The 17,772-nt window shown below is 69.9% G+C and carries 15 protein-coding genes, 1 other RNA gene and 1 pseudogene; 10 read left to right on the top strand and 7 right to left on the bottom strand.

Going from position 1 to position 17,772, the window contains the following annotated elements; translation table 11 throughout:
• A complete protein-coding gene (locus ACRYRV_RS08105; protein WP_444985444.1) occupies positions 1–1,707 on the bottom strand; it encodes a sulfatase-like hydrolase/transferase in 1,707 nt (568 codons plus the stop codon).
• Between the two features lie 121 nt (positions 1,708–1,828).
• Between ACRYRV_RS08105 and ACRYRV_RS08100 the strand changes: the two genes are divergently transcribed.
• Positions 1,829–2,611: a glycosyltransferase family 2 protein gene (locus ACRYRV_RS08100; protein WP_444985445.1), complete on the top strand. Its 783-nt coding sequence runs from the start codon at positions 1,829–1,831 to the stop codon at positions 2,609–2,611.
• Here ACRYRV_RS08100 and ACRYRV_RS08095 read toward each other — a convergent pair.
• On the bottom strand, positions 2,562–3,656 hold the full coding sequence (locus ACRYRV_RS08095; RefSeq protein WP_444985446.1) for a glycosyltransferase family 9 protein: 1,095 nt from the start codon (positions 3,654–3,656) through the stop codon (positions 2,562–2,564). The genes ACRYRV_RS08100 and ACRYRV_RS08095 overlap by 50 nt on opposite strands.
• 38 nt (positions 3,657–3,694) lie before the next feature.
• Between ACRYRV_RS08095 and ACRYRV_RS08090 the strand changes: the two genes are divergently transcribed.
• On the top strand, positions 3,695–4,837 hold the full coding sequence (locus ACRYRV_RS08090) for a glycosyltransferase family 4 protein (RefSeq protein ID WP_444985447.1): 1,143 nt from the start codon (positions 3,695–3,697) through the stop codon (positions 4,835–4,837).
• Positions 4,838–4,911: 74 nt separating this feature from the next.
• Positions 4,912–5,880 carry a glycosyltransferase family 9 protein gene (locus tag ACRYRV_RS08085; RefSeq protein WP_444985448.1) on the top strand — a complete coding sequence of 323 codons (969 nt, stop codon included), beginning with the start codon at positions 4,912–4,914 and terminating at the stop codon, positions 5,878–5,880.
• Here the strand turns inward: ACRYRV_RS08085 and ACRYRV_RS08080 are convergent.
• On the bottom strand, positions 5,853–6,575 hold the full coding sequence (locus tag ACRYRV_RS08080; RefSeq protein ID WP_444985449.1) for a 3-deoxy-D-manno-octulosonic acid kinase: 723 nt from the start codon (positions 6,573–6,575) through the stop codon (positions 5,853–5,855). The genes ACRYRV_RS08085 and ACRYRV_RS08080 overlap by 28 nt on opposite strands.
• Here ACRYRV_RS08080 and ACRYRV_RS08075 point away from each other — a divergent pair.
• From ACRYRV_RS08075 to waaA, 3 genes are read left to right on the top strand one after another with little or no spacing between them, the layout of a single operon-like run.
• Positions 6,574–7,677: a glycosyltransferase family 9 protein gene (locus ACRYRV_RS08075; RefSeq protein ID WP_444985450.1), complete on the top strand. Its 1,104-nt coding sequence runs from the start codon at positions 6,574–6,576 to the stop codon at positions 7,675–7,677. The two genes, ACRYRV_RS08080 and ACRYRV_RS08075, sit on opposite strands and share 2 nt — an antisense overlap.
• Positions 7,667–9,097, top strand: coding sequence for a bifunctional D-glycero-beta-D-manno-heptose-7-phosphate kinase/D-glycero-beta-D-manno-heptose 1-phosphate adenylyltransferase HldE (gene hldE, locus ACRYRV_RS08070; protein ID WP_444985451.1), 1,431 nt, complete (start codon positions 7,667–7,669; stop codon positions 9,095–9,097). The genes ACRYRV_RS08075 and hldE overlap by 11 nt, the downstream gene beginning before the upstream one ends.
• A complete protein-coding gene (waaA, locus tag ACRYRV_RS08065) occupies positions 9,097–10,386 on the top strand; it encodes a lipid IV(A) 3-deoxy-D-manno-octulosonic acid transferase (protein WP_444985452.1) in 1,290 nt (429 codons plus the stop codon). Before hldE ends, waaA begins: the two co-directional genes overlap by 1 nt.
• 23 nt (positions 10,387–10,409) lie before the next feature.
• Here the strand turns inward: waaA and rpiA are convergent, their stop codons facing one another.
• A complete protein-coding gene (gene rpiA, locus ACRYRV_RS08060; protein WP_444986189.1) occupies positions 10,410–11,084 on the bottom strand; it encodes a ribose-5-phosphate isomerase RpiA in 675 nt (224 codons plus the stop codon).
• 168 nt (positions 11,085–11,252) lie between these two features.
• Between rpiA and ilvA the strand changes: the two are divergent.
• Positions 11,253–12,791, top strand: a pseudogene (gene ilvA, locus ACRYRV_RS08055) (threonine ammonia-lyase, biosynthetic); the annotation flags it as partial.
• Between the two features lie 335 nt (positions 12,792–13,126).
• On the opposite strand, the gene ACRYRV_RS08050 reads toward ilvA, so the two are convergent.
• The 3 genes from ACRYRV_RS08050 to ACRYRV_RS08040 all read right to left on the bottom strand — a co-directional run bounded on the left by ACRYRV_RS08050 (position 13,127) and on the right by ACRYRV_RS08040 (position 14,315).
• Positions 13,127–13,771 carry a 5-formyltetrahydrofolate cyclo-ligase gene (locus tag ACRYRV_RS08050; protein WP_444985453.1) on the bottom strand — a complete coding sequence of 215 codons (645 nt, stop codon included), beginning with the start codon at positions 13,769–13,771 and terminating at the stop codon, positions 13,127–13,129.
• Between the two features lie 8 nt (positions 13,772–13,779).
• Positions 13,780–13,964, bottom strand: a non-coding RNA gene (gene ssrS / locus ACRYRV_RS08045) — 6S RNA.
• A gap of 51 nt (positions 13,965–14,015) precedes the next feature.
• Positions 14,016–14,315 (bottom strand): cell division protein ZapA, encoded by a 300-nt coding sequence (locus ACRYRV_RS08040; protein ID WP_253447341.1) that lies wholly within the window; start codon positions 14,313–14,315, stop codon positions 14,016–14,018.
• A 177-nt stretch (positions 14,316–14,492) separates the two neighbouring features.
• Between ACRYRV_RS08040 and ACRYRV_RS08035 the strand changes: the two genes are divergently transcribed.
• The 3 genes from ACRYRV_RS08035 to ubiH all read left to right on the top strand — a co-directional run bounded on the left by ACRYRV_RS08035 (position 14,493) and on the right by ubiH (position 17,739).
• Positions 14,493–15,071 carry a UPF0149 family protein gene (locus tag ACRYRV_RS08035; RefSeq protein WP_253447343.1) on the top strand — a complete coding sequence of 193 codons (579 nt, stop codon included), beginning with the start codon at positions 14,493–14,495 and terminating at the stop codon, positions 15,069–15,071.
• A 32-nt stretch (positions 15,072–15,103) separates the two neighbouring features.
• The gene (pepP, locus tag ACRYRV_RS08030; protein ID WP_444985454.1) at positions 15,104–16,441 is read left to right on the top strand and encodes a Xaa-Pro aminopeptidase; all 1,338 of its coding nucleotides are present in this window, start codon (positions 15,104–15,106) and stop codon (positions 16,439–16,441) included.
• Between the two features lie 68 nt (positions 16,442–16,509).
• Entirely contained in the window at positions 16,510–17,739 is a 1,230-nt protein-coding gene (gene ubiH, locus ACRYRV_RS08025; RefSeq protein ID WP_444985455.1) for a 2-octaprenyl-6-methoxyphenyl hydroxylase, read from the top strand.
• Positions 17,740–17,772: the final 33 nt, after the last annotated feature.

Raw genomic sequence — 17,772 nt, 5'->3', positions numbered from 1 at the left:
CTACTGGACGCTGGCCGGCACTTCGCCGGTCGCGTCCAGCGGGCTCTCTACCACCTGGGCATCGCGCCTTTCCGGCTCCGCGGCATCCTCGCTGCGGCCCTGGGGCACCAGGCCTTCCCAGAGGCGCTTCTGCAGGGCGTTTTCCTCCCGCATCCGGGCATTGATGCCCTCCAGGCCGTGGGCCTCCACCAGGGTGGCGTGCTCCTCGCCGGCGAGCAGGGAGACGCCGAGTCCGGCCCGGTGGCCGTCGATGCCGAAGCCCATGGCCTCGAGAATGGTCGGGAAAAGGTCGACCATGGACGCTTCGCGGTAGGTACGGGCGCCGGCGCCGATGCCGTGCCCCAGCAGCATGAAGGTGTTGTCGCGTTCGCCGGCAATCAGCTGGTCCCACACCGAGACGCGCATGGTCAGATGGTCGCTGGCCACTACCACCAGGGTGTTCTCCAGCAGCCCCTCGGCCTCCAGGCGCTCCACCAGGTCCCGGGCCAGCCAGGCCGAGCACTCCACCGAGTAGAGAATATCCACGCCGTCGAACTCCCCCTGGCGGTCGATACAGGCCTGGGCAGGATAGCCGTTGGGGGCATGGCCGGCGATGGTCAGGTTGACCACGCCCCAGGGGCCGTCGTGCTCGGCGTCCAGACGCTGGATCTCCTCGACGGTGAAGTCGTAGAGGGAGTCGTCGTAGAGCCCCCAGTTGTTCAGGTATTCCGGGTTCTCGAGGCGCTCAGCCAGCTGCTCGCGTCCCAGCACGGTCTCGAAGCCGTGCCCCTCGTAGAAGAGCCCCTTGCCGGCAAAACCGGTGCTGGCACCGCCCAGGTAGCTGAGTCGGTAGCCCTGCTCGCTGAGCAGGTCGCCCAGGCAGTCGACCCCGGGCACCACCTTCTCCAGCGGCGAGAACTGCCGGTCGTGGAGCAGGCCTGCCGGCATCAGCGGCGTGCCGCACTGGCTGGCGATCATGCCGGCCATGGTCCAGCCGGTGTTGTCGAGCTGGCGTACCCCCTCGAAGACATGGCCGCGCTCCCCCAGAAGGTCAAGGTCGGCATAGGCATCGCCGAAGCGCTCCCGGTCTGCATAGGTGCGCTCGATGCTCTCCAGGTAGAGCAGCAGCAGGTTGGGTGGGTTGGAGGGAGTCTCCTCGATCACCGGCGCCACATAGCGGCGGTCCAGCCAGGCGCCGTCGTCGGTGACGATGGCCGCGCCGCGCTGGGTCATGCCGTAGAGCAGAGGGTTGCTGGCCAGCAGCACCAGGGCCAGCAGGCGCTCGCCAAGGCGCCAGCGGTGGTCGACCCGGACCAGCCAGGTGAAGGCGGCCAGCAGGGCGAGCATGCTCAGGCAGTAGAGCGCGGCGGCGACCAGGCGGTCGCTGCCGCCGTGGTCGGAGATACCGGCCTGGAGGTGGAAGAAGATCGCCCCCAGGTCGACGATGCCGAAGCTGTCGTTGAGGTAGACATAGAGGCCCCACAGGGCCAGCGGCAGCAGCGACCAGGGCCATACCCGGGCCGGCGGTCTCGGCCGATGGGGGGCACCCCAGCGCAGCAGCCAGCCGGCGCCCAGCCAGGCCCCGGCGATCGGCGGCAGGGCCCAGAAGGGCAGCAGGCTGATGGTCACCGCGGCATAGCCGAGGCAGAGGCCGATGGCGAGCAGGGCCCACCAGCGGGGATGGCGCAGCGGAGCAGGCAGTTGATGACCTAGCTGACGACCTAGCATGGTGCAACACCGGTTCAGGGGTGGCCCAACAGCTTATCAAGTCGTGGCGTTCACGACATTGGTCCCGGCATGGCGGTCACCGTACACTGGGCGCCTGCCAAACCTCTGCCAAGGAAACGCCATGTCCATCGCCGCCGTGCTCATCGTCAAGAACGAGCAGGACCACCTGCCTGCCTGCCTGGAGACCCTCGACTGGGTCGACGAGATCGTGGTGGTGGACGCCGGCAGCAGCGACGGGACCCGTGAGATCGCCCGGGAATTTACCGACAAGGTGGCGGTGGAGGACGACTGGCAAGGGTTCGGGGTGCAGAGGCAGCGGGCGGAAGCCCTGGTGGAGAGCGACTGGATCCTGATGGTGGATGCCGACGAGCGGGTGACGCCGGCGCTGCGTGAGAGCCTGCAGGCCGCGGTGGCACAGAATAGCCCGGCGATCTACACCCTGCCGCGTCTCTCCTGGTGCTTCGGCGGCTTCATTCGCCACTCCGGCTGGTACCCCGACCGGGTGGCGCGCCTCTATCCCCGCGGCCGAGCCGGCTACAACGACGCCCTGGTCCACGAGAAGCTGGAAAACCCCGAGGAGCTGCCGGTGCGGCCTCTCGAGGGCGATCTGCTGCACTACACCTACCGCGACCTGCGCCACTACCTCGAGAAGTCGGCCCACTATGCCCAGGCCTGGGCCGAGCAGCGGGCGGCACGTGGCAAGCGCGGCAGCCTCGCCGCGGGCATCGGCCACGGTATCGGCTGCTTCCTGCGCATGTACCTGCTCAAGGCGGGCTTCCTCGACGGTCGTCAGGGGCTGCTGCTGGCGCTGCTCTCGGCCCACTCCACCTTCGCCAAGTACGCCGACCTCTGGGTCAGGACCCGGACGTCACCGCCGCCGGAAGGCGGCACAAGAGATCGCTGACCGCCTCGGCCGCCGCGGGAATGTCGATGGTTGCCATGTCCTGCTCGCCGGCATCCGCGGGCGGGCAGAAGGCGAGGCGGCGCTCGGCGTGGTTGCAGGTCTGCCAGCGCAGGGGGGTGGCGGAGCGGTGGGCCGGGTAGAAGCCGGCGGTGGCGATATCCAGGCAGCCGGCGATATGCAGCGGCCCGGTGGAGCCGGCGACAAAGAGGTCTGCCGCCGCCAGCGTCCGGGCGAAGTCCTCCAGGCCGGCCCGCGGCGGCAGGCGCTGCGCCTCGAGGCCGGCCTTGCGCAGCGGTGCAAGGATCGCCTCGGCGGTGGCCTCCTCGCCGGGACCGGCGGTCAGCACCCACTGGGCGCGCTTCTCCATCGGCAGGCGGGCATCCACCTCCTGCACCAGCCGCACATACTGCGCGGGGGAGAGGTTGACCGCCGAGCCGCCGCTGCCTCCGTGGAGGAACACCCAGGACCGCGCCGGGTCGAGGCCGAGCTCCTCGGCGAGGCGCCGGCGCTGGGCCCGGCGCTCGCTTGTCGGGAGGGGCCACCAGGGCGGCTCGGGCTCGATATCCGGTGTCAGGTCGAGCTCGCTCAGGAGCGCCTCGGCCAGCTCGATGTTGTAGCGGTACTCCGGCTTTTCCGAGCGCGACCTGCGCTGCACCACCCTTCGGTTGTAGAATAGCTGCGCCCACTTGGTGGCCGGGGCCAGGCGCAGCGGAATGCCCGCACGCCACCCCAGCCAGCCGATACGCGGCGTGGAGAAGAGCGTGAGCAGCGCATCGAAGCGTGCCGCCTTCACCTCGGCCAGCAGCCGGCGCTGTTCGGCGCGGGAGGCGCCATCGCCCGGGTCGAGCAGCACCTCGTCGACCCAGGGGCAGAGGCGCGCCATGGGCACCGTATAGGCCGGTACCAGCACGCTCACCCGGGGGGCAGGGCTTGCCGCCTTGAGGCGGGCCAGGGCCGGCCAGGCGAGCATGAAGTCGCCGAGCTTGTCATTGCGAACCACCAGCAGGCGCGGCGCGGCGCCCCGGGCGGTGGAAGTTGCAGTCATCCGGGCTCCCGAGCCCCGAGATACCGAAGGAGTCAGCCTTGTCGCACAAGGTCCTGCATATCTGTCTCTCCAGCGGCTGGGGCGGACTGGAAATGTATCCGTCTCGGATTATACCCGAGCTGGCCCGCCAGGGGTGGCAGGCCCACGGCCTGGCCCTGGCCGGCTCCCGGGTCGCCGAGAGCTTCCGCGAGGCCGGCGTCGAGCCGCTGACCCTGGCCTCGAAGGGGCGGGCGCTGCTGGCGGCAGGGCGCGTGCTGGCCTATCTGAAGGCACACGGGATCGAGGTGATCCACTGCCACAAGTCCAGCGACCTGCGCCTGGGGGCGCTGCTGGCGACCCTGCGGCCATCGCTGCGCCTCTTCTTCACCGACCATATGGGGGTGACACGCCCCAAGAAGGACCCCTACCACCGCTGGGCCTACGGCAAGGTTACCCGGCTCTTCTCCATCAGTGAGGCGACCCGGCAGCGCAACCTGGCGGCCTTCCCGCTGCCCGCCGAGCGCATCCGGCGTCTCTACCTGGGCATCGACCCCGCTCCCTATGCGCCCTGTCTCGACGAGGAGGCGCGCCTTGCGCTGCACCATGAGCTGGGCGTGCCCGAGGGCGCCGTGGCCATTGGCCTGCCCGGCCGGTTGACGCCGGGCAAGGGCCAGGAGGTGTGGGTCGAGGCGCTGGCTCGCCTGGCCGAGGCTCGGCCCGAGCTTGCCTGGCACGGTGTGCTGATCGGCGGCCTCACGGCACAGGAGGGCAGCGACGAGGCCCATGTGGCGGCGCTGCGCAAGCGTATCGAGGCGCTGGGTCTCGAGGCGCGTATCGCCTTCACTGGCTTTCGCCGCGACCTGGCGCGCCTCTTCGAGGCCCTCGACGTCGTCTGCGTCCCTTCGCGCAACGAGGCCTTCGGCCTGACGGTGATCGAGGCCATGGCCGCCGGCAGGGCGGTGATCGGCAGCGACAGCGGGGCCATTCCCGAACTTCTCGATGTCGAGACGGGACGCCTGGCGCCCCCCGAGGAAGCGGCGGCCTGGGCAGAGGCGCTGGCCGAGCTGGCCGGCGACGCCGAGCTGCGGCGCCGCCTGGGGCAGGCGGCTCGGCGCCGCGTCGAGAAGGACTTTACCCTGGCGGCCCATGTGGCCAGTCTGACCCGCGAATACGAGAACCCAAAAGGAGCTGAGGGCGAGTGAGAGCCTGGATCGACAAGTGTGCCTACCTAAGCCGGCGCGGAGGGCGCTGGTTGGAGAGTACGGCCCCGAACGAGGTGAGGCGTATCCTGGTGATTCGCCAGTGCGCCTTCGGCGACTACATGGCGGCGAGGCCCTTTCTGGTCGAGCTGCGGCGGCTGTTTCCCGAGGCGCATATCACCCTGGCCACGGTGACGACCTACCGCTATGCGGTGCCGGAGGACCTGGTGGATGAGGTCTTCGTGCAGGAGACGCGAGGCAGCCTGGCGGAGCAGTGGCGCTCGCTGCGCGCCCTGGAACCCGTGGATATTCTCTTCGACCTGGCCGATACCTCCCGCTCCCGGGTGCTGACGCTGATGGCTCCCGCCGCCATCAAGCTGGGCTTTCCCTATCGCGGCGTGTTCAACCGGCTGCTCTACGACGTGGGCCTGCGGCGCTCCAACTATCACTACGAGGCCGAGGTGCTGCTCGACTTCCTCAAGGTCATGGGGCACAAGCCGCGCTACCCGCTCGACTTCGCCATGCCTGTGCATCGGCAGGCGGAGTCGCCCCGGGTCATTGCCTACTTTCCCTTCGCCTCCCAGGCGGAAAAGTCCCTCTCCCTGGACTCTTGGTGCCAGCTGATCGACAGGGCGGCGCGGGAGTTTCCCGACTACCGCCACGTGCTGCTGGAGGGGCACAAGGCCGAGGAGTCCGGCGACTTCCTGGCCGAGGTGGCGGCGCGGCAGGCCAACGTCGAGGTTCAGCCGCGCATGTCTCTGGAGGCGCTGGGCCCCTGGATGGCCGGCGTATCTGCGCTGGTGTGCGGGGATACCGGCGTGCGCAACCTGGCGCTGGCCACCCATACGCCGACCCTGGGGATCTTCTTCCAGACGCTGCCCTATCGCTACTGGCCCCGATACGAAGACCTCCACGAGGCGGTCTTCCTGAGAAGCGGCGAGGTGCCGGGCAGCACCGATATCCTGCAGGGGCTCGAGGAGCTGCTGGTGCGGGTCTATCCCGAGCGCGGTGCGCCGCGTCAGTCGGTGTCCGACGCCTCCTCGTAGCCCCTTCGGATCGGCGCCATGGCATCACCGGCGTCGAACTTGGCCAGGGAGCGCTCGAGGCGCGCCAGGTTAGCGTCCTGCCAGGCGCCCTTCGGGCGCAGGCGGCAGCGGTCCAGGTCGATCAGCCACACCGCGCCATGTTCATCCACCAGCAGGTTGCGGGCGTTGAGATCCACGTGGTCGAGGCCGGCGTCGTGAAAGCGGCGGATGGTGGTGCCGACGCGCCTCAGCAGGTCGTCGTCGGTTTTGTCGGTTTCCAGCCGGCTGGCCAGGGCCCGGGCGCCGGGAATGCGCTCGGTGATCAGGGCGGCCTCGTAGGTGAGGCCGTGGCGGGTGACGGCGGCGGCCACCGGGGTGGGCACCGGCAGGCCGCGCTGGTGGAGGTCGGCGGTGAGGCGCAGCTCCCGGAAGGCGCGGGTGCGCTCCAGGCCGGTCCAGAGGTAGCGCCTGGCGCTGAGCCGGGCGATGAGGCCGCCCCGGCGGTAGGGACGCAGCACCCACTCGCGGCCGGCGCCGGCGTCCAGGAAGAGGCTCGCGCCGCGGCCCGGCGCCTCGCCGGTGACGCGGCCCCGGGCCCGCCATCCTTCGGGGTCGAAGAGCGATGGCTCGGGGGCGACGGTCCCCTCGGCGTCACATAAACGCGCCGCATCATATAGAATGAAAACCTTTCCCGCTCGATACGTTGCCAACCCCATGAAGCATCCTCTGCCTGCACAACCTCGGCACATCGGCGTGCTGCGACTCTCCGCCCTGGGCGATGTCTGCAACCTGGTACCGACGGTTCGCGCCCTGCAGCGCCAGTGGCCCGAGGCGCGCATCACCTGGATCATCGGCAAGGGCGAGCACAGTCTACTGGCGGGCCTCTCCGGGGTCGAGTTCGTGGTCTACGACAAGGCCTCGGGCCTCGCCGGCATGCGCGCGCTGTGGCGCGAGCTGGCCGATACTCGCTTCGACGTGCTGCTGCATATGCAGCAGGCGCTAAGGGCCAGCGCGCTCTCCCTGGGCCTCAAGGCCGAGGTGAGGGTGGGCTACGACAAGGCCCGGGCCAAGGATGCCCAGCACTGGTTCACCCACCGCCAGCTGGCGCCCCATCCCCGGGCACACGTGCTGGACTCCTTTATGGATTTCGCCCGGCTGCTGGGGGTCGAGGACCTCTCCCCGGCCTGGGACCTGCCGGTGCCCGAGGCGGCCTATGACGAGGCCCGGGCGCTCACCCACGATGCCCCCTACCTGCTGATGAGCCCCTGCGCCAACCCGCGGCTGCGCAACTTCCGCAACTGGTCCGCCGAGGGCTATGCGGCGGTGATCCAGCACGCCTGGCAGCAGCACGGCCTGGCCACGCTGCTGACCGGCGGCGGCAGCACCCAGGAGCGGGAGATGGGCGAGCGGATCCAGTCACTGTGCGAGCCCGGCTCGGTGATCGACGCCATCGGCGGTACCTCGCTGAAGGGGCTGCTGGCGCTGATCGACCGGGCCCGGGCCGTCATCGCTCCGGACTCCGGGCCGGTGCACATGGCCAACGCCCTGGGCACCCCGGTGGTGGGGCTCTATGCCACCACCAACCCCGACCGCGCCGCCCCCTACTGCTGGCGCGACTTCGTGGTCAATCGCTACCCCGATGCCGTACGCACCTACCTGCACAAGGCCCCGGAGGAGATCTCCTGGGGACAGCGGGTGCGCCACCCCGACGCCATGTCGCTGATCCACGCCGAGGATGTGATCGAGCGCCTGGAGGCGGTGCTCGATCATGCCGCCGCCACTCACCCGGAAAGGGAGCTTCCCGACGATGAAACTTGATCTGACCGCCCTGGAACGCTCACGCCTGCTGGTGGTGGGCGATGTCATGCTCGACCGCTACTGGCACGGCGGCACCTCGCGGATCTCCCCGGAGGCGCCGGTGCCGGTGGTGAGGGTGGAGGAGAGCGAGGACCGCCCCGGCGGTGCCGCCAACGTGGCGCTCAACATCGCCTCCCTGGGCGCCCACGCGGCCCTGGCGGGACTGGTGGGCGACGACGACAACGCCGACCGCCTGGCCTCGCGCCTGGAGGGTGCCGGTGTGAGCACTCACTTCGCCCGCAGCCCCAGGGTTCCGACCATCACCAAGCTCAGGGTGATGAGCCGCAACCAGCAGCTGATCCGGCTCGACTTCGAGGAGGGGCTCGGCGAGGTGGACACCTCGGGCCTGCTGGCGGAGGTGGAGACGGCCCTGCCCGAGGCGGATCTCGTCATCCTCTCCGACTACGGCAAGGGCACTCTGAACCGGATCGAGGAGCTGATCCGCCTGGTGCGCGCCAGCGGCAAGCGGGTGCTGGTGGACCCCAAGGGCAGCGACTTCCGCCGCTACCGCGGGGCCAGCGTGATTACCCCCAACCTGGCCGAGTTCGAGGCGGTGGTGGGCCACTGCCGCGACGACGCCGAGCTGGCCGAGCGCGGCGAGGCGCTGCGCGCCGACCTGGAGCTCGAGGCGCTCTTGATCACCCGCAGCGAGAAGGGCATGACCCTGATCCGCGAGGGCCACGAGCCGCTGCACCTGCCGACCCGGGCTCGGGAGGTCTACGACGTCACCGGTGCCGGCGATACCGTGATCGGCGTGCTGGGCCTGGCCCTGGCCGCCGGCCATGGCTTCCCCGAGGCGATGACCCTGGCCAACCTGGCCGCCGGCCTGGTGGTGGCCAAGCCGGGCACCGCCACCCTCTCCATCGCCGAGCTCTATACCGCCCTGCAGGGCGACAAGCTGGCGGAGTTCGGGGTGATCGAGGAGGCGCCGCTGATCGAGGCGGTGCGTGCCGCCCAGGCTCGGGGCGAACGGGTGGTGATGACCAACGGCTGCTTCGACATCCTCCATGCCGGCCACGTGGCCTACCTGGAGCAGGCCCGCAAGCTGGGCGACCGGCTGATCGTGGCGGTCAACGATGACGCCTCCATCGGCCGCCTCAAGGGGCCCAAGCGCCCCATCAATCCCCTGGGGCGGCGCATGCAGGTGCTGGCCGGCCTCGGCGCCGTGGACTGGGTGGTGCCCTTCGCCGAGGATACCCCCCAGCGGTTGATCGAGGCGGTGCTGCCCGATGTCCTGGTCAAGGGCGGCGACTACCGGCCCGAGCAGATCGCCGGCGGTGCGGCGGTGCGCGAGGCGGGCGGCGAGGTGAAGGTGCTCGGCTTCGAGGATGGCGTCTCCACCACGGCGATGATCTCCACCATCCTCGACCGTGAGACCTGATGGGCTGGGCCCGGGGGCTCTACTCGACGGCACTGTTCGCTCTGGCGCCGCTGATCTGGCGGCGCGTCTGGCGTGAGCATGCGCTTACTGACCCCCGCCGCACGCTTCGCGAGCTGCGCCTGGGGCGCATTCCCCGGACGCCCCCCGGTGAGCCCATGCTGTGGCTGCACTGCGCCTCCGTGGGTGAGGTGCTGGCGGCCCGGCCGCTGATCGAGGCGCTGCTCGAGCGCTACCCCGAGCACCGCCTTACGCTGACCACCATGACCGCCACCGGCGCCGAGCGTGCCCGGGCCCTGGCGGCATCCCGAGGCGACGAGCGCCTCGTCCACCGCTTCATCCCCCTGGACTTTCCCGCCGCCGCGACGCGCTTCGTCTCGCGGCTGCGCCCGGGGCTGGCGCTCTTCTTCGAGACCGAGCTGTGGCCCAACCTGCTGCATGCCTGCCGCCGGCAGGGGGTGCCGGTGGCGGTGGTCAACGGCCGGCTCTCCCCCCGGGCCTTCCGCGGCTATCGCCGCCTGCGCCCCCTGATGGGCGAGGCGCTGGCCTGCGTCGACTGGCTGGCCGCCAAGTCGAGTGACGACGCCCAGCGCTTTCGCGAGCTGGGCATGGCCGAGGCGCGCATGACGGTGGTGGGCTCGCTGAAGTTCGATATCGCCATCGATGACAAGGCGCTCGAGGTGAGTGAGTGCTTGCGTACTCGCCTGGGAGAGCGGCCGGTGTGGGTGGCCGGCTCCACCCACGAGGGCGAGGAGGCGGCGCTGCTGGTCGCCCACGCCCGGCTGCGGGAGCGCTGCCCTGACGCCCTGCTGGTACTGGTGCCGCGCCATCCCCAGCGCTTCGATGCCGTGGCGGCGCTCTGCGCTCAGGCGGGCATGCCGGCGGCGCGCCGCTCCCTGGATGAGTGGCCCACGGCCGATACGGCGGTCTACCTGGGGGATACCATGGGGGAGCTGCTGGCGCTCTATGGCGCGGGGGATCTCGCCTTCGTGGGGGGCAGCCTGGTGCCGATCGGCGGCCACAACCTGCTGGAGCCGGCCGCCCTCGGCGTGCCGGTGCTCACCGGCCCCGAGCTTGCCAACTTCGAGGAGGTGGCCGAGACGCTGCGCGAGGCCGATGCCCTGGTGGAGGCGGCCGACGAGGCGGCGCTGGCCGCCTCCCTGGCGGCGCTCTTCGCCGACCCCGCCGAGCGGCGCCGGCTCGGCGAGGCGGGCCGCGCCGTGGTGGCGGCCAACCGCGGGGCGCTTGAGCGTACCCTGGAGGGCCTGGCGCGGCTGCTGCCGCCGAAGTGAGCAGTCACTTCGGCGGGTAGGGATCAGGCGGGGGTCAGCCGCTCCACGCCCTGCTCGCCGCCCAGCAGCAGCACGTCGGCACCCCGGGCGGCAAAGAGGCCGTTGGTGACCACGCCGACGATGGCGTTGATGCGCGCTTCCATGGCCACCGGGTCGTCGATCATGAAGTCGAAGCAGTCGAGGATCTGGTTGCCGTTGTCGGTCACCACCCCTTCGCGGTAGACCGGATCGGCGCCGAGCTTGACCAGCTCCCGAGCCACATAGGAGCGTGCCATGGGAATGACCTCCACCGGCAGCGGAAACTCGCCCAGCCGCTCGACCTTCTTGGAGGCGTCGGCGATGCAGATGAACTTCTCCGCGCAGGCGGCGACGATCTTCTCCCGGGTCAGGGCTGCGCCGCCGCCCTTGATCATGTGAAGGTGAGCGTTCACTTCGTCGGCGCCGTCGATATAGAAGGGCACGGTGCCCACGCTGTTGAGCTCGAAGACCTCGATACCGTGGCCGCGCAGGCGCTCGGCGCTGGCCTCTGAGCTCGCCACGGCCCCCTTGAAGTCGTCGCGCAGGGCGGCCAGCCGGTCGATGAAGAGGTTGGCGGTGGAGCCGGTGCCGATGCCGAGCACGGTGCCACGCTCGAGCCAGGGCTTGATCTCGTCGATGGCGGCCGCGGCCACGGCGTCCTTCAGCTGATCCTGGGTCAGGCTGGCCTGGGTCATGGTTCGTTCTCCGGTGGGGGGATGGGTGGGCAAGAGGTCGGGCGCCATTATAGGGCAGCGAGGCCCGCCTGCCGATGGCGCCGCTGGACGCCAGGCCGGCCGGGATGCTACCAATAGGGGTTCTCTGCAGCGCAGCAATCGGCTGCCTCCGCCGCGTCACGCCTCTGGGATATCAGGATGCTCGAAGCTACCGTCAAGAAGATTCTCCAGGCCCGGGTCTACGAAGCCGCCCGGGAAACGCCGATCTCTCCGGCGCCCTTCCTCTCCCGCCGCTTCAACAACACCATCCTGATCAAGCGCGAAGATCTTCAGCCGGTCTACTCCTTCAAGATTCGCGGGGCCTATAACAAGATGGCCCAGCTCAGCGAGGCACAGAAGGCCAAGGGCGTGATCGCCGCCTCCGCTGGCAACCACGCCCAGGGCCTGGCCATGGCGGCCAAGCAGATGGGCGTCAAGGCGGTGATCGTGATGCCGCGCATCACCCCGGAGATCAAGGTGGCGGCGGTGCGCGCCCGGGGCGCTAGGGTGGTGCTCAAGGGGGACGCCTTCGCCGCGGCCGCCGAGCATGCCCAGGAGCTGATCAAGGAGCACGGCTACACCTATATCCCCCCCTTCGACGACATCGACGTGATCGCCGGCCAGGGCACGGTGGCCATGGAGATCCTGCGCCAGCACGGCAGTCGGCTGGACGCCATCTTCGTGCCGGTGGGCGGCGGCGGCCTGATCGCCGGGGTGGCGGCCTATGTGAAGTACCTGCGTCCGGACATCAAGGTGATCGGCGTCGAGGCCGAGGATAGCGCCTGCCTCAAGGCGGCCATGGCGGCCGGGCGGCGGGTCACCCTGGAGCAGGTCGGCGTCTTCGCCGAGGGGGTGGCGGTGGCGCAGATCGGCAAGGTGCCCTTCTCCATCGTCCGCGACCTGATCGACGACGTCATCACCGTCAATACCGACGAGATGTGCGCCGCGGTGAAGGATATCTTCGATGATACCCGGGCGGTTTCCGAGACCTCCGGGGCGCTCTCCCTGGCCGGCCTCAAGAAGTACATCCAGCAGACCGGCGCCGAGGGGCAGACCCTGCTCTGCATCAACTCCGGGGCCAACACCAACTTCGACCGCCTGCAGCATATCGCCGAGCGTACCGAGCTCGGCGAGCAGCGCGAGGCGATCCTGGCGGTGACCATTCCCGAGAAGCCCGGCAGCTTCAAGAAGTTCTGTCGCACCATCGGCAAGCGGATGGTCACCGAGTTCAACTACCGCTACGCGGACCCCGAGAACGCCCATATTTTCGTCGGTGTCCAGGTCAAGCCCGGCGGCGAGGATCGCCAGGGAGTGATCGACCGGCTGCGGGAGGCGGGCTATCCGGTGGAGGACCTCACCGACAACGAGCTGGCCAAGCTGCATATCCGCCACCTGGGCGGCGGCCGGCCAAAGGAGCAGTTCGACGAGGAGGTCTACCGCTTCGAGTTCCCCGAGCGCCCCGGGGCGCTGATGAACTTCCTGACCCACCTGCCCCACGACTGGAACATCTCGCTGTTCCACTACCGCAACCACGGCGCCGCCTATGGCCGGGTGCTGGTGGGCATGCAGGTGCCGGGCGGCGATCGCTCCCACGTGGAGGAGTACTTCGACGAGATCGGCTATCGCTACTGGAAGGAGACGGACAACGCCGCCTATCGGCTCTTCATGGCCTGACCCGGTGTGCCGGCGGGGGTAAGCGCTGACTCCCGCTGCAGGCCTTGCCCCGCCAGTGTTTCAAAGGGTAAGCGTTGAGCGGAAGCGGTTGTCGTGACTGGCCAATCGCCCTATAGTCCTGCCCAGTCCTGTTCCCTGTGGCATTCCCTACGGAGTCGATAATGAAGCGCAAGCCCGATCTGGTCATGGCACTGGTGCTGCTGTTCTGTGTCGGCGTGGTAGCGACCGGCTATGCCCAGGCGCTGGCCGGCAGCTGAGAGAGAAGCTGAACGCCCTGGCGTCATGACCCGAGAGCCTGCCATTCCACGGGGCGATGCCATCCGGCATCGCCCCGTTCACGTTTGGACGATGCGAGCGTCGCTGGCGATGGCATCCAGCGGCACGTCCCAGGGGGCGACAGGCAGCCGCTCGACCCGCTGACACTCGTGGGCCAGGCCGATCAGCCGCGGTCGGGGGCCCGGCCGGCGAGTGAAGGCCAGGGTGCGGTCGTAGAAGCCCCCCCCCATGCCCATGCGGTTGCCATCGTCGTCGAAGCCCACCAGGGGCAACAGGATCAGGTCCAGGGCCCAGGCGGGTAGCCGCCTGGCGCGATGGGCGCCGTGACGGGGCTCGGGCTCGGGGATGCCGTAGCGGTTATTCACCATGGGGGTGGCGGTGTGGTAGTGCACGAACCACAGCCAGTTGCGCGAGAGCGGGCGCAGCACCGGGAGGTGCACGCGAGCTCGGCGGCGTTGGAACCAGCCGATCAGCGGGGAGGGATCGATTTCGCCATCGTTGGGCAGGTAGAGCGCCACGCGGCGGGCACGGCGTACTTCGGGCAGCGCCTTCAGTCGTCGACAGAGGCGCTCGCTGGCCTCACGGCGCTGTCGGGGCGTCAGCTCGCGTCTGCGCCTGCGTAGTTCGCGGCGAAGCTCGCGACGTGAACCGTCGAAGGTATCGAGGGAGAGGGGTGCGGCAGCTGTCGTCATGACGTTGAGCATGGCAGACGAGGTTCCCCAGAGTGCCGCTGTCGTTCTGGCCCTTGAACCCAGTGGTTCAAGGTGGGTGGCCGCAGCCGAACCGTCAGGCTTTCCGACGCGCGGACATGCACACGGGTCCGGCTAGCATATGGCCCCCTGGGTACTGCGCATAGGCTCGAGGGACTATAACGACTGGCAAACACCCCAGGGAACATCTTCATCCTAACAGAGCCTCGCGGGCGGGCCAATGAATTCCGGGGCGGCGTCAGCGCTGGGGGGCATCGGCCAGGGCGCGCTCCAGGCGTGCGCTGAGCTCGTCCAGACTGCGCTCTCCGGCACGCTGGGCATCCAGCGCCTCGAGCAGCTCGTGGGTGATGTTGAGGGCCGCCATGATGGCGATACGCTCGGTGCCCAGCAGCTTGCTCTGGGCCTGGATACCGCTCATGGCGCGATCCAGATAGCGGGCCGCGCGCTCAAGCTTGGCCTGCTGGTCGGGTTCGCAGGCGATCACATAGCTGCGTCCCAGCAGGGTGATGTCGGTGGTCGGACGCGAGGCGTCGGTCATCGAAGGGCTCCGAGTCGGCCTGTGGAGAGCGCTGCCGCGCGCCCCGGTGGCCCGATGCGTTAACATCCATGGCAGGAAAGGTCTTGGACCTCACTATAAGAGAGCCCTTCCGGGGCGGTCAACGCGCCGCTCCCTTCCCGGGGCTCTGCCATGCCCGCTGCCAGTACGGATCTTCCCATGTCACTGATCAACGAACGCCAGGATTTCTCGACCATTGCCGACCTCTTTCTGCTGCATGGCAGCATGCAGTCGCCGGCCTTCCTCGACGGGCGGCTCTGCGCCGGTCTGGCCATGCAGGACCTCTCTGCCGAGGCCTGGCTGGAGGAGGTGTGCCTGGCGCTGGGGGTCGAACAGCCCCGCGACGAGCCCTCCGCCGAACGCTTCCTGGGCTGGCGCCGCCAGACCCTGGATGCGCTCGCCGCCAGCGAGCTGGGCTTCGAGCCCCTGCTCCCCGATGACCTCTTCTCCCTGGCCGAGCGCGCCCAGGGGCTCAAGGAGTGGACGCTCGGCTTCATGGAGGTGATCCAGGACGCCGGTGACGCGCCGCGCAAGGCCTGGTCGCCGGCGCTGCGGGAGGCGGTGGAGGACCTCGAGGGTATCGCCGCCATGGAGACCGACCTGGAGGAGAGCGCCGAGAACGAAGGGGACCTCTTCGCCCTCACCGAGCATGTGCGCATGGCCGCCATGCTGCTCTACACCGAGCAGCACCCCGGCAGGCCCCAGGTCGAGAACGCCGAGAGCGGTACCCGCCACTGATCCTTGCTTCGAGCCCAGCCAGAGGAGCCTGCATGCTGCCCGAGATCCTGACCCGCCCCGCCCCCATCGCCAACGAGGAGTACCGGGCCCGGCGTCGCGCCCTGATGGACGCCCTGCCCGCCGACAGCGCCGTGCTGCTGCCCGGCGCCTCCCTGGTCACCCGCTCCCGCGACAGCGAGTTTCCCTTCCGCCAGGACAGCGACTTCCACTACCTGAGCGGCTTTCCCGAGCCCGACGCCCTGCTGCTGCTGCTGCCGGGGCGCGCGGAGGGCGAGTGCGTGCTCTTCTGCCAGGACCGCAATCCGCTGATGGAGGCCTGGACCGGCATTCGCCTGGGGGCCGAGGGGGCGGTGCGCGAGCATGGCGTGGACCAGGCCTTCGAGAACGCCGAGCGTGACGAGCGCCTGGAGGCGCTGCTGGACGGCCGGCACACCCTCTACCTGCCCCTGGACAGCGCCGAGGCGATGGCCATCGCCGAGGAGGTGCGCGGTGCCTTGATGGCCAGGGTGCGCCAGGGGGCCAGGCCCCCGGAGGCGCTGGCCGATCTGCTCCCCTTGATTCACGAGGCGAGGCTGATCAAGAGCGAGGCGGAGCTGGCCCTGCTACGCCATGCCGCCGAGATCTCCGCCAGGGCTCATAGGCGGGCCATGCGGGCGGCGCGGCCCGGGCTCGCCGAGTATCACCTCCAGGCGGAGCTGGAGCACGAGTTCCGCTGGCAGGGCGGCAGTGGCGCCGCCTACGCCAGCATCGTCGGTGGCGGCGCCAACGCCTGTGTGCTGCACTACATCGAGAACCAGGCCCCCCTGGCGGACGGCGACCTGGTGCTGATCGACGCCGGCGCCGAGTTCGACCTCTATGCCGGCGACATCACCCGCACCTTCCCGGTCAACGGCCGCTTCAGCGAGGCCCAGCGGGCCCTCTATGAGCTGGTGCTGAGGGTGCAGGAGCAGGCCGTGGCGGCGATCCGCCCCGGGGAGACCCTGGTCAGACTCCATGAGGGAGTGGTGCGCGGCCTCACCGAGGGGCTGATCGAGCTGGGGCTGCTCGAGGGCGAGGTGCAGGCGCGTATCGACGACGAGAGCTATCGGCGCTTCTACCTCCACTCCACCTCCCACTGGCTGGGGCTCGATGTCCACGACGTCGGCGCCTATCGGCAGGGCGGTGAGCCGCGTCCCCTGGTGCCAGGCATGGTGCTGACCGTGGAGCCTGGCCTCTACGTTCCCGCCGATGACGACATTCCCGAAGCCTTCCGCGGTATTGGCATCCGCATCGAGGACGATGTGGCGGTCACTGCCGGCGGCCATGAGGTGCTGACGACCGGCGTCCCCAAGCGGGTGAGCGAGATCGAAGCGCTGATGGCGAGGAAATGACCCGGCATGAAGAGCGGTGAGTTTGCATTATGTAAATTACATTATGATTCCTTCGTGGCGGAGATGAGATGAACAGAACCGACAAGCACCCGAGTAGCGCCCCCGCCAGCGTGGATATCGCCATCGTCGGCGGCGGGCTGGTGGGTGCCAGCCTGGCCTGCGCCCTGGCTCCGCTGATCGAGCAGGGGGCACTCTCGGTGGCGGTGATCGAGGCCACGCCGATCCTGGAGCTGGCCAGTGCGCCCTTCCAGCCCAGCTTCGATGCCCGGGCCAGCGCCATCGCGCGAGGCTCGGCGGAGCACTTCGCCGGCATGGGGCTCTGGTCCGCCATGGCCGAGCAGGCGGCGCCGATTCGCACCATCCACGTCAGCGAGCGGGGGCGCTTCGGCGCCACCCGGCTGACCGGCGAGGAGCTGGGCGTCGAGGCCCTGGGCCATGTGATTCCCAACGCCTGGATGGGGAGGGTGCTCCATCGGCGTCTGGCCGAGCTGCCCATCGCCTGGCACTGCCCGGCCAGGGTCGAGACCATCGCGCCGGTGGCGGGCGGACACCGGCTGAGGCTCTCCGACGGCGGTGAGCTCGAGGCGGGGCTGACGGTGCTGGCGGACGGCGGCCGCTCGGGCCTCAAGGAGCGGCTCGGCATCGCCAGCGACAGCCAGCCCTATGACCAGGTGGCGCTGATCGCCAGCGTGGAGATGAGCCGGCCCCATGGGGGCGTGGCCTGGGAGCGCTTTACCCCGGAGGGGCCCATCGCCCTGCTGCCCCTGGCCGGCAACGCCATGGAGCTGGTCTGGACCCATCCGCTGGGCGCCGAGCAGCGTCGGCTGGCGCTCTCGGACGGCGACTTCCTGGCCGAGCTGCAGCGCGCCTTCGGCGACCGCGCAGGCCGCTTTCGTCGGGTGGGCAGCCGCCACGCCTACCCGCTGAGCCTGGTCACCGCCCGTGAGACCACGCGTCCCGGGCTCGCCGTGCTGGGCAACGCCGCCCACGCCCTGCATCCGGTGGCGGGCCAGGGCTTCAACCTGGCGCTGCGCGGGGTCATGGACCTGGTGGCTGCCCTGGAAGCAGGCCGAGAGCGGGGCGAGGCGCCGGGCAGCCCGGCGCTGCTGGCCGACTTCGAGGCGCGGCGCCGGGCCGACCGCCACAACGTGATCCGCTTCAGCGATGGCCTGGTGCGGCTGTTCGGCATCGACAGCGCCCTGCTCTCCCATGCCCGGGCGGCAGGGCTGATCGGTCTCAACCTGGCGGGTCCGCTGCGACGTGGGCTGGCGCGCCGCGCCATGGGCCTGGAACGCTAGAGGAGAAGGCATGAGTGGAGCAGAGGAGGCGCC

The organism is Halomonas mongoliensis, from assembly GCF_052496345.1.
This window is presented reverse-complemented; position numbering and strand designations above follow the sequence as displayed.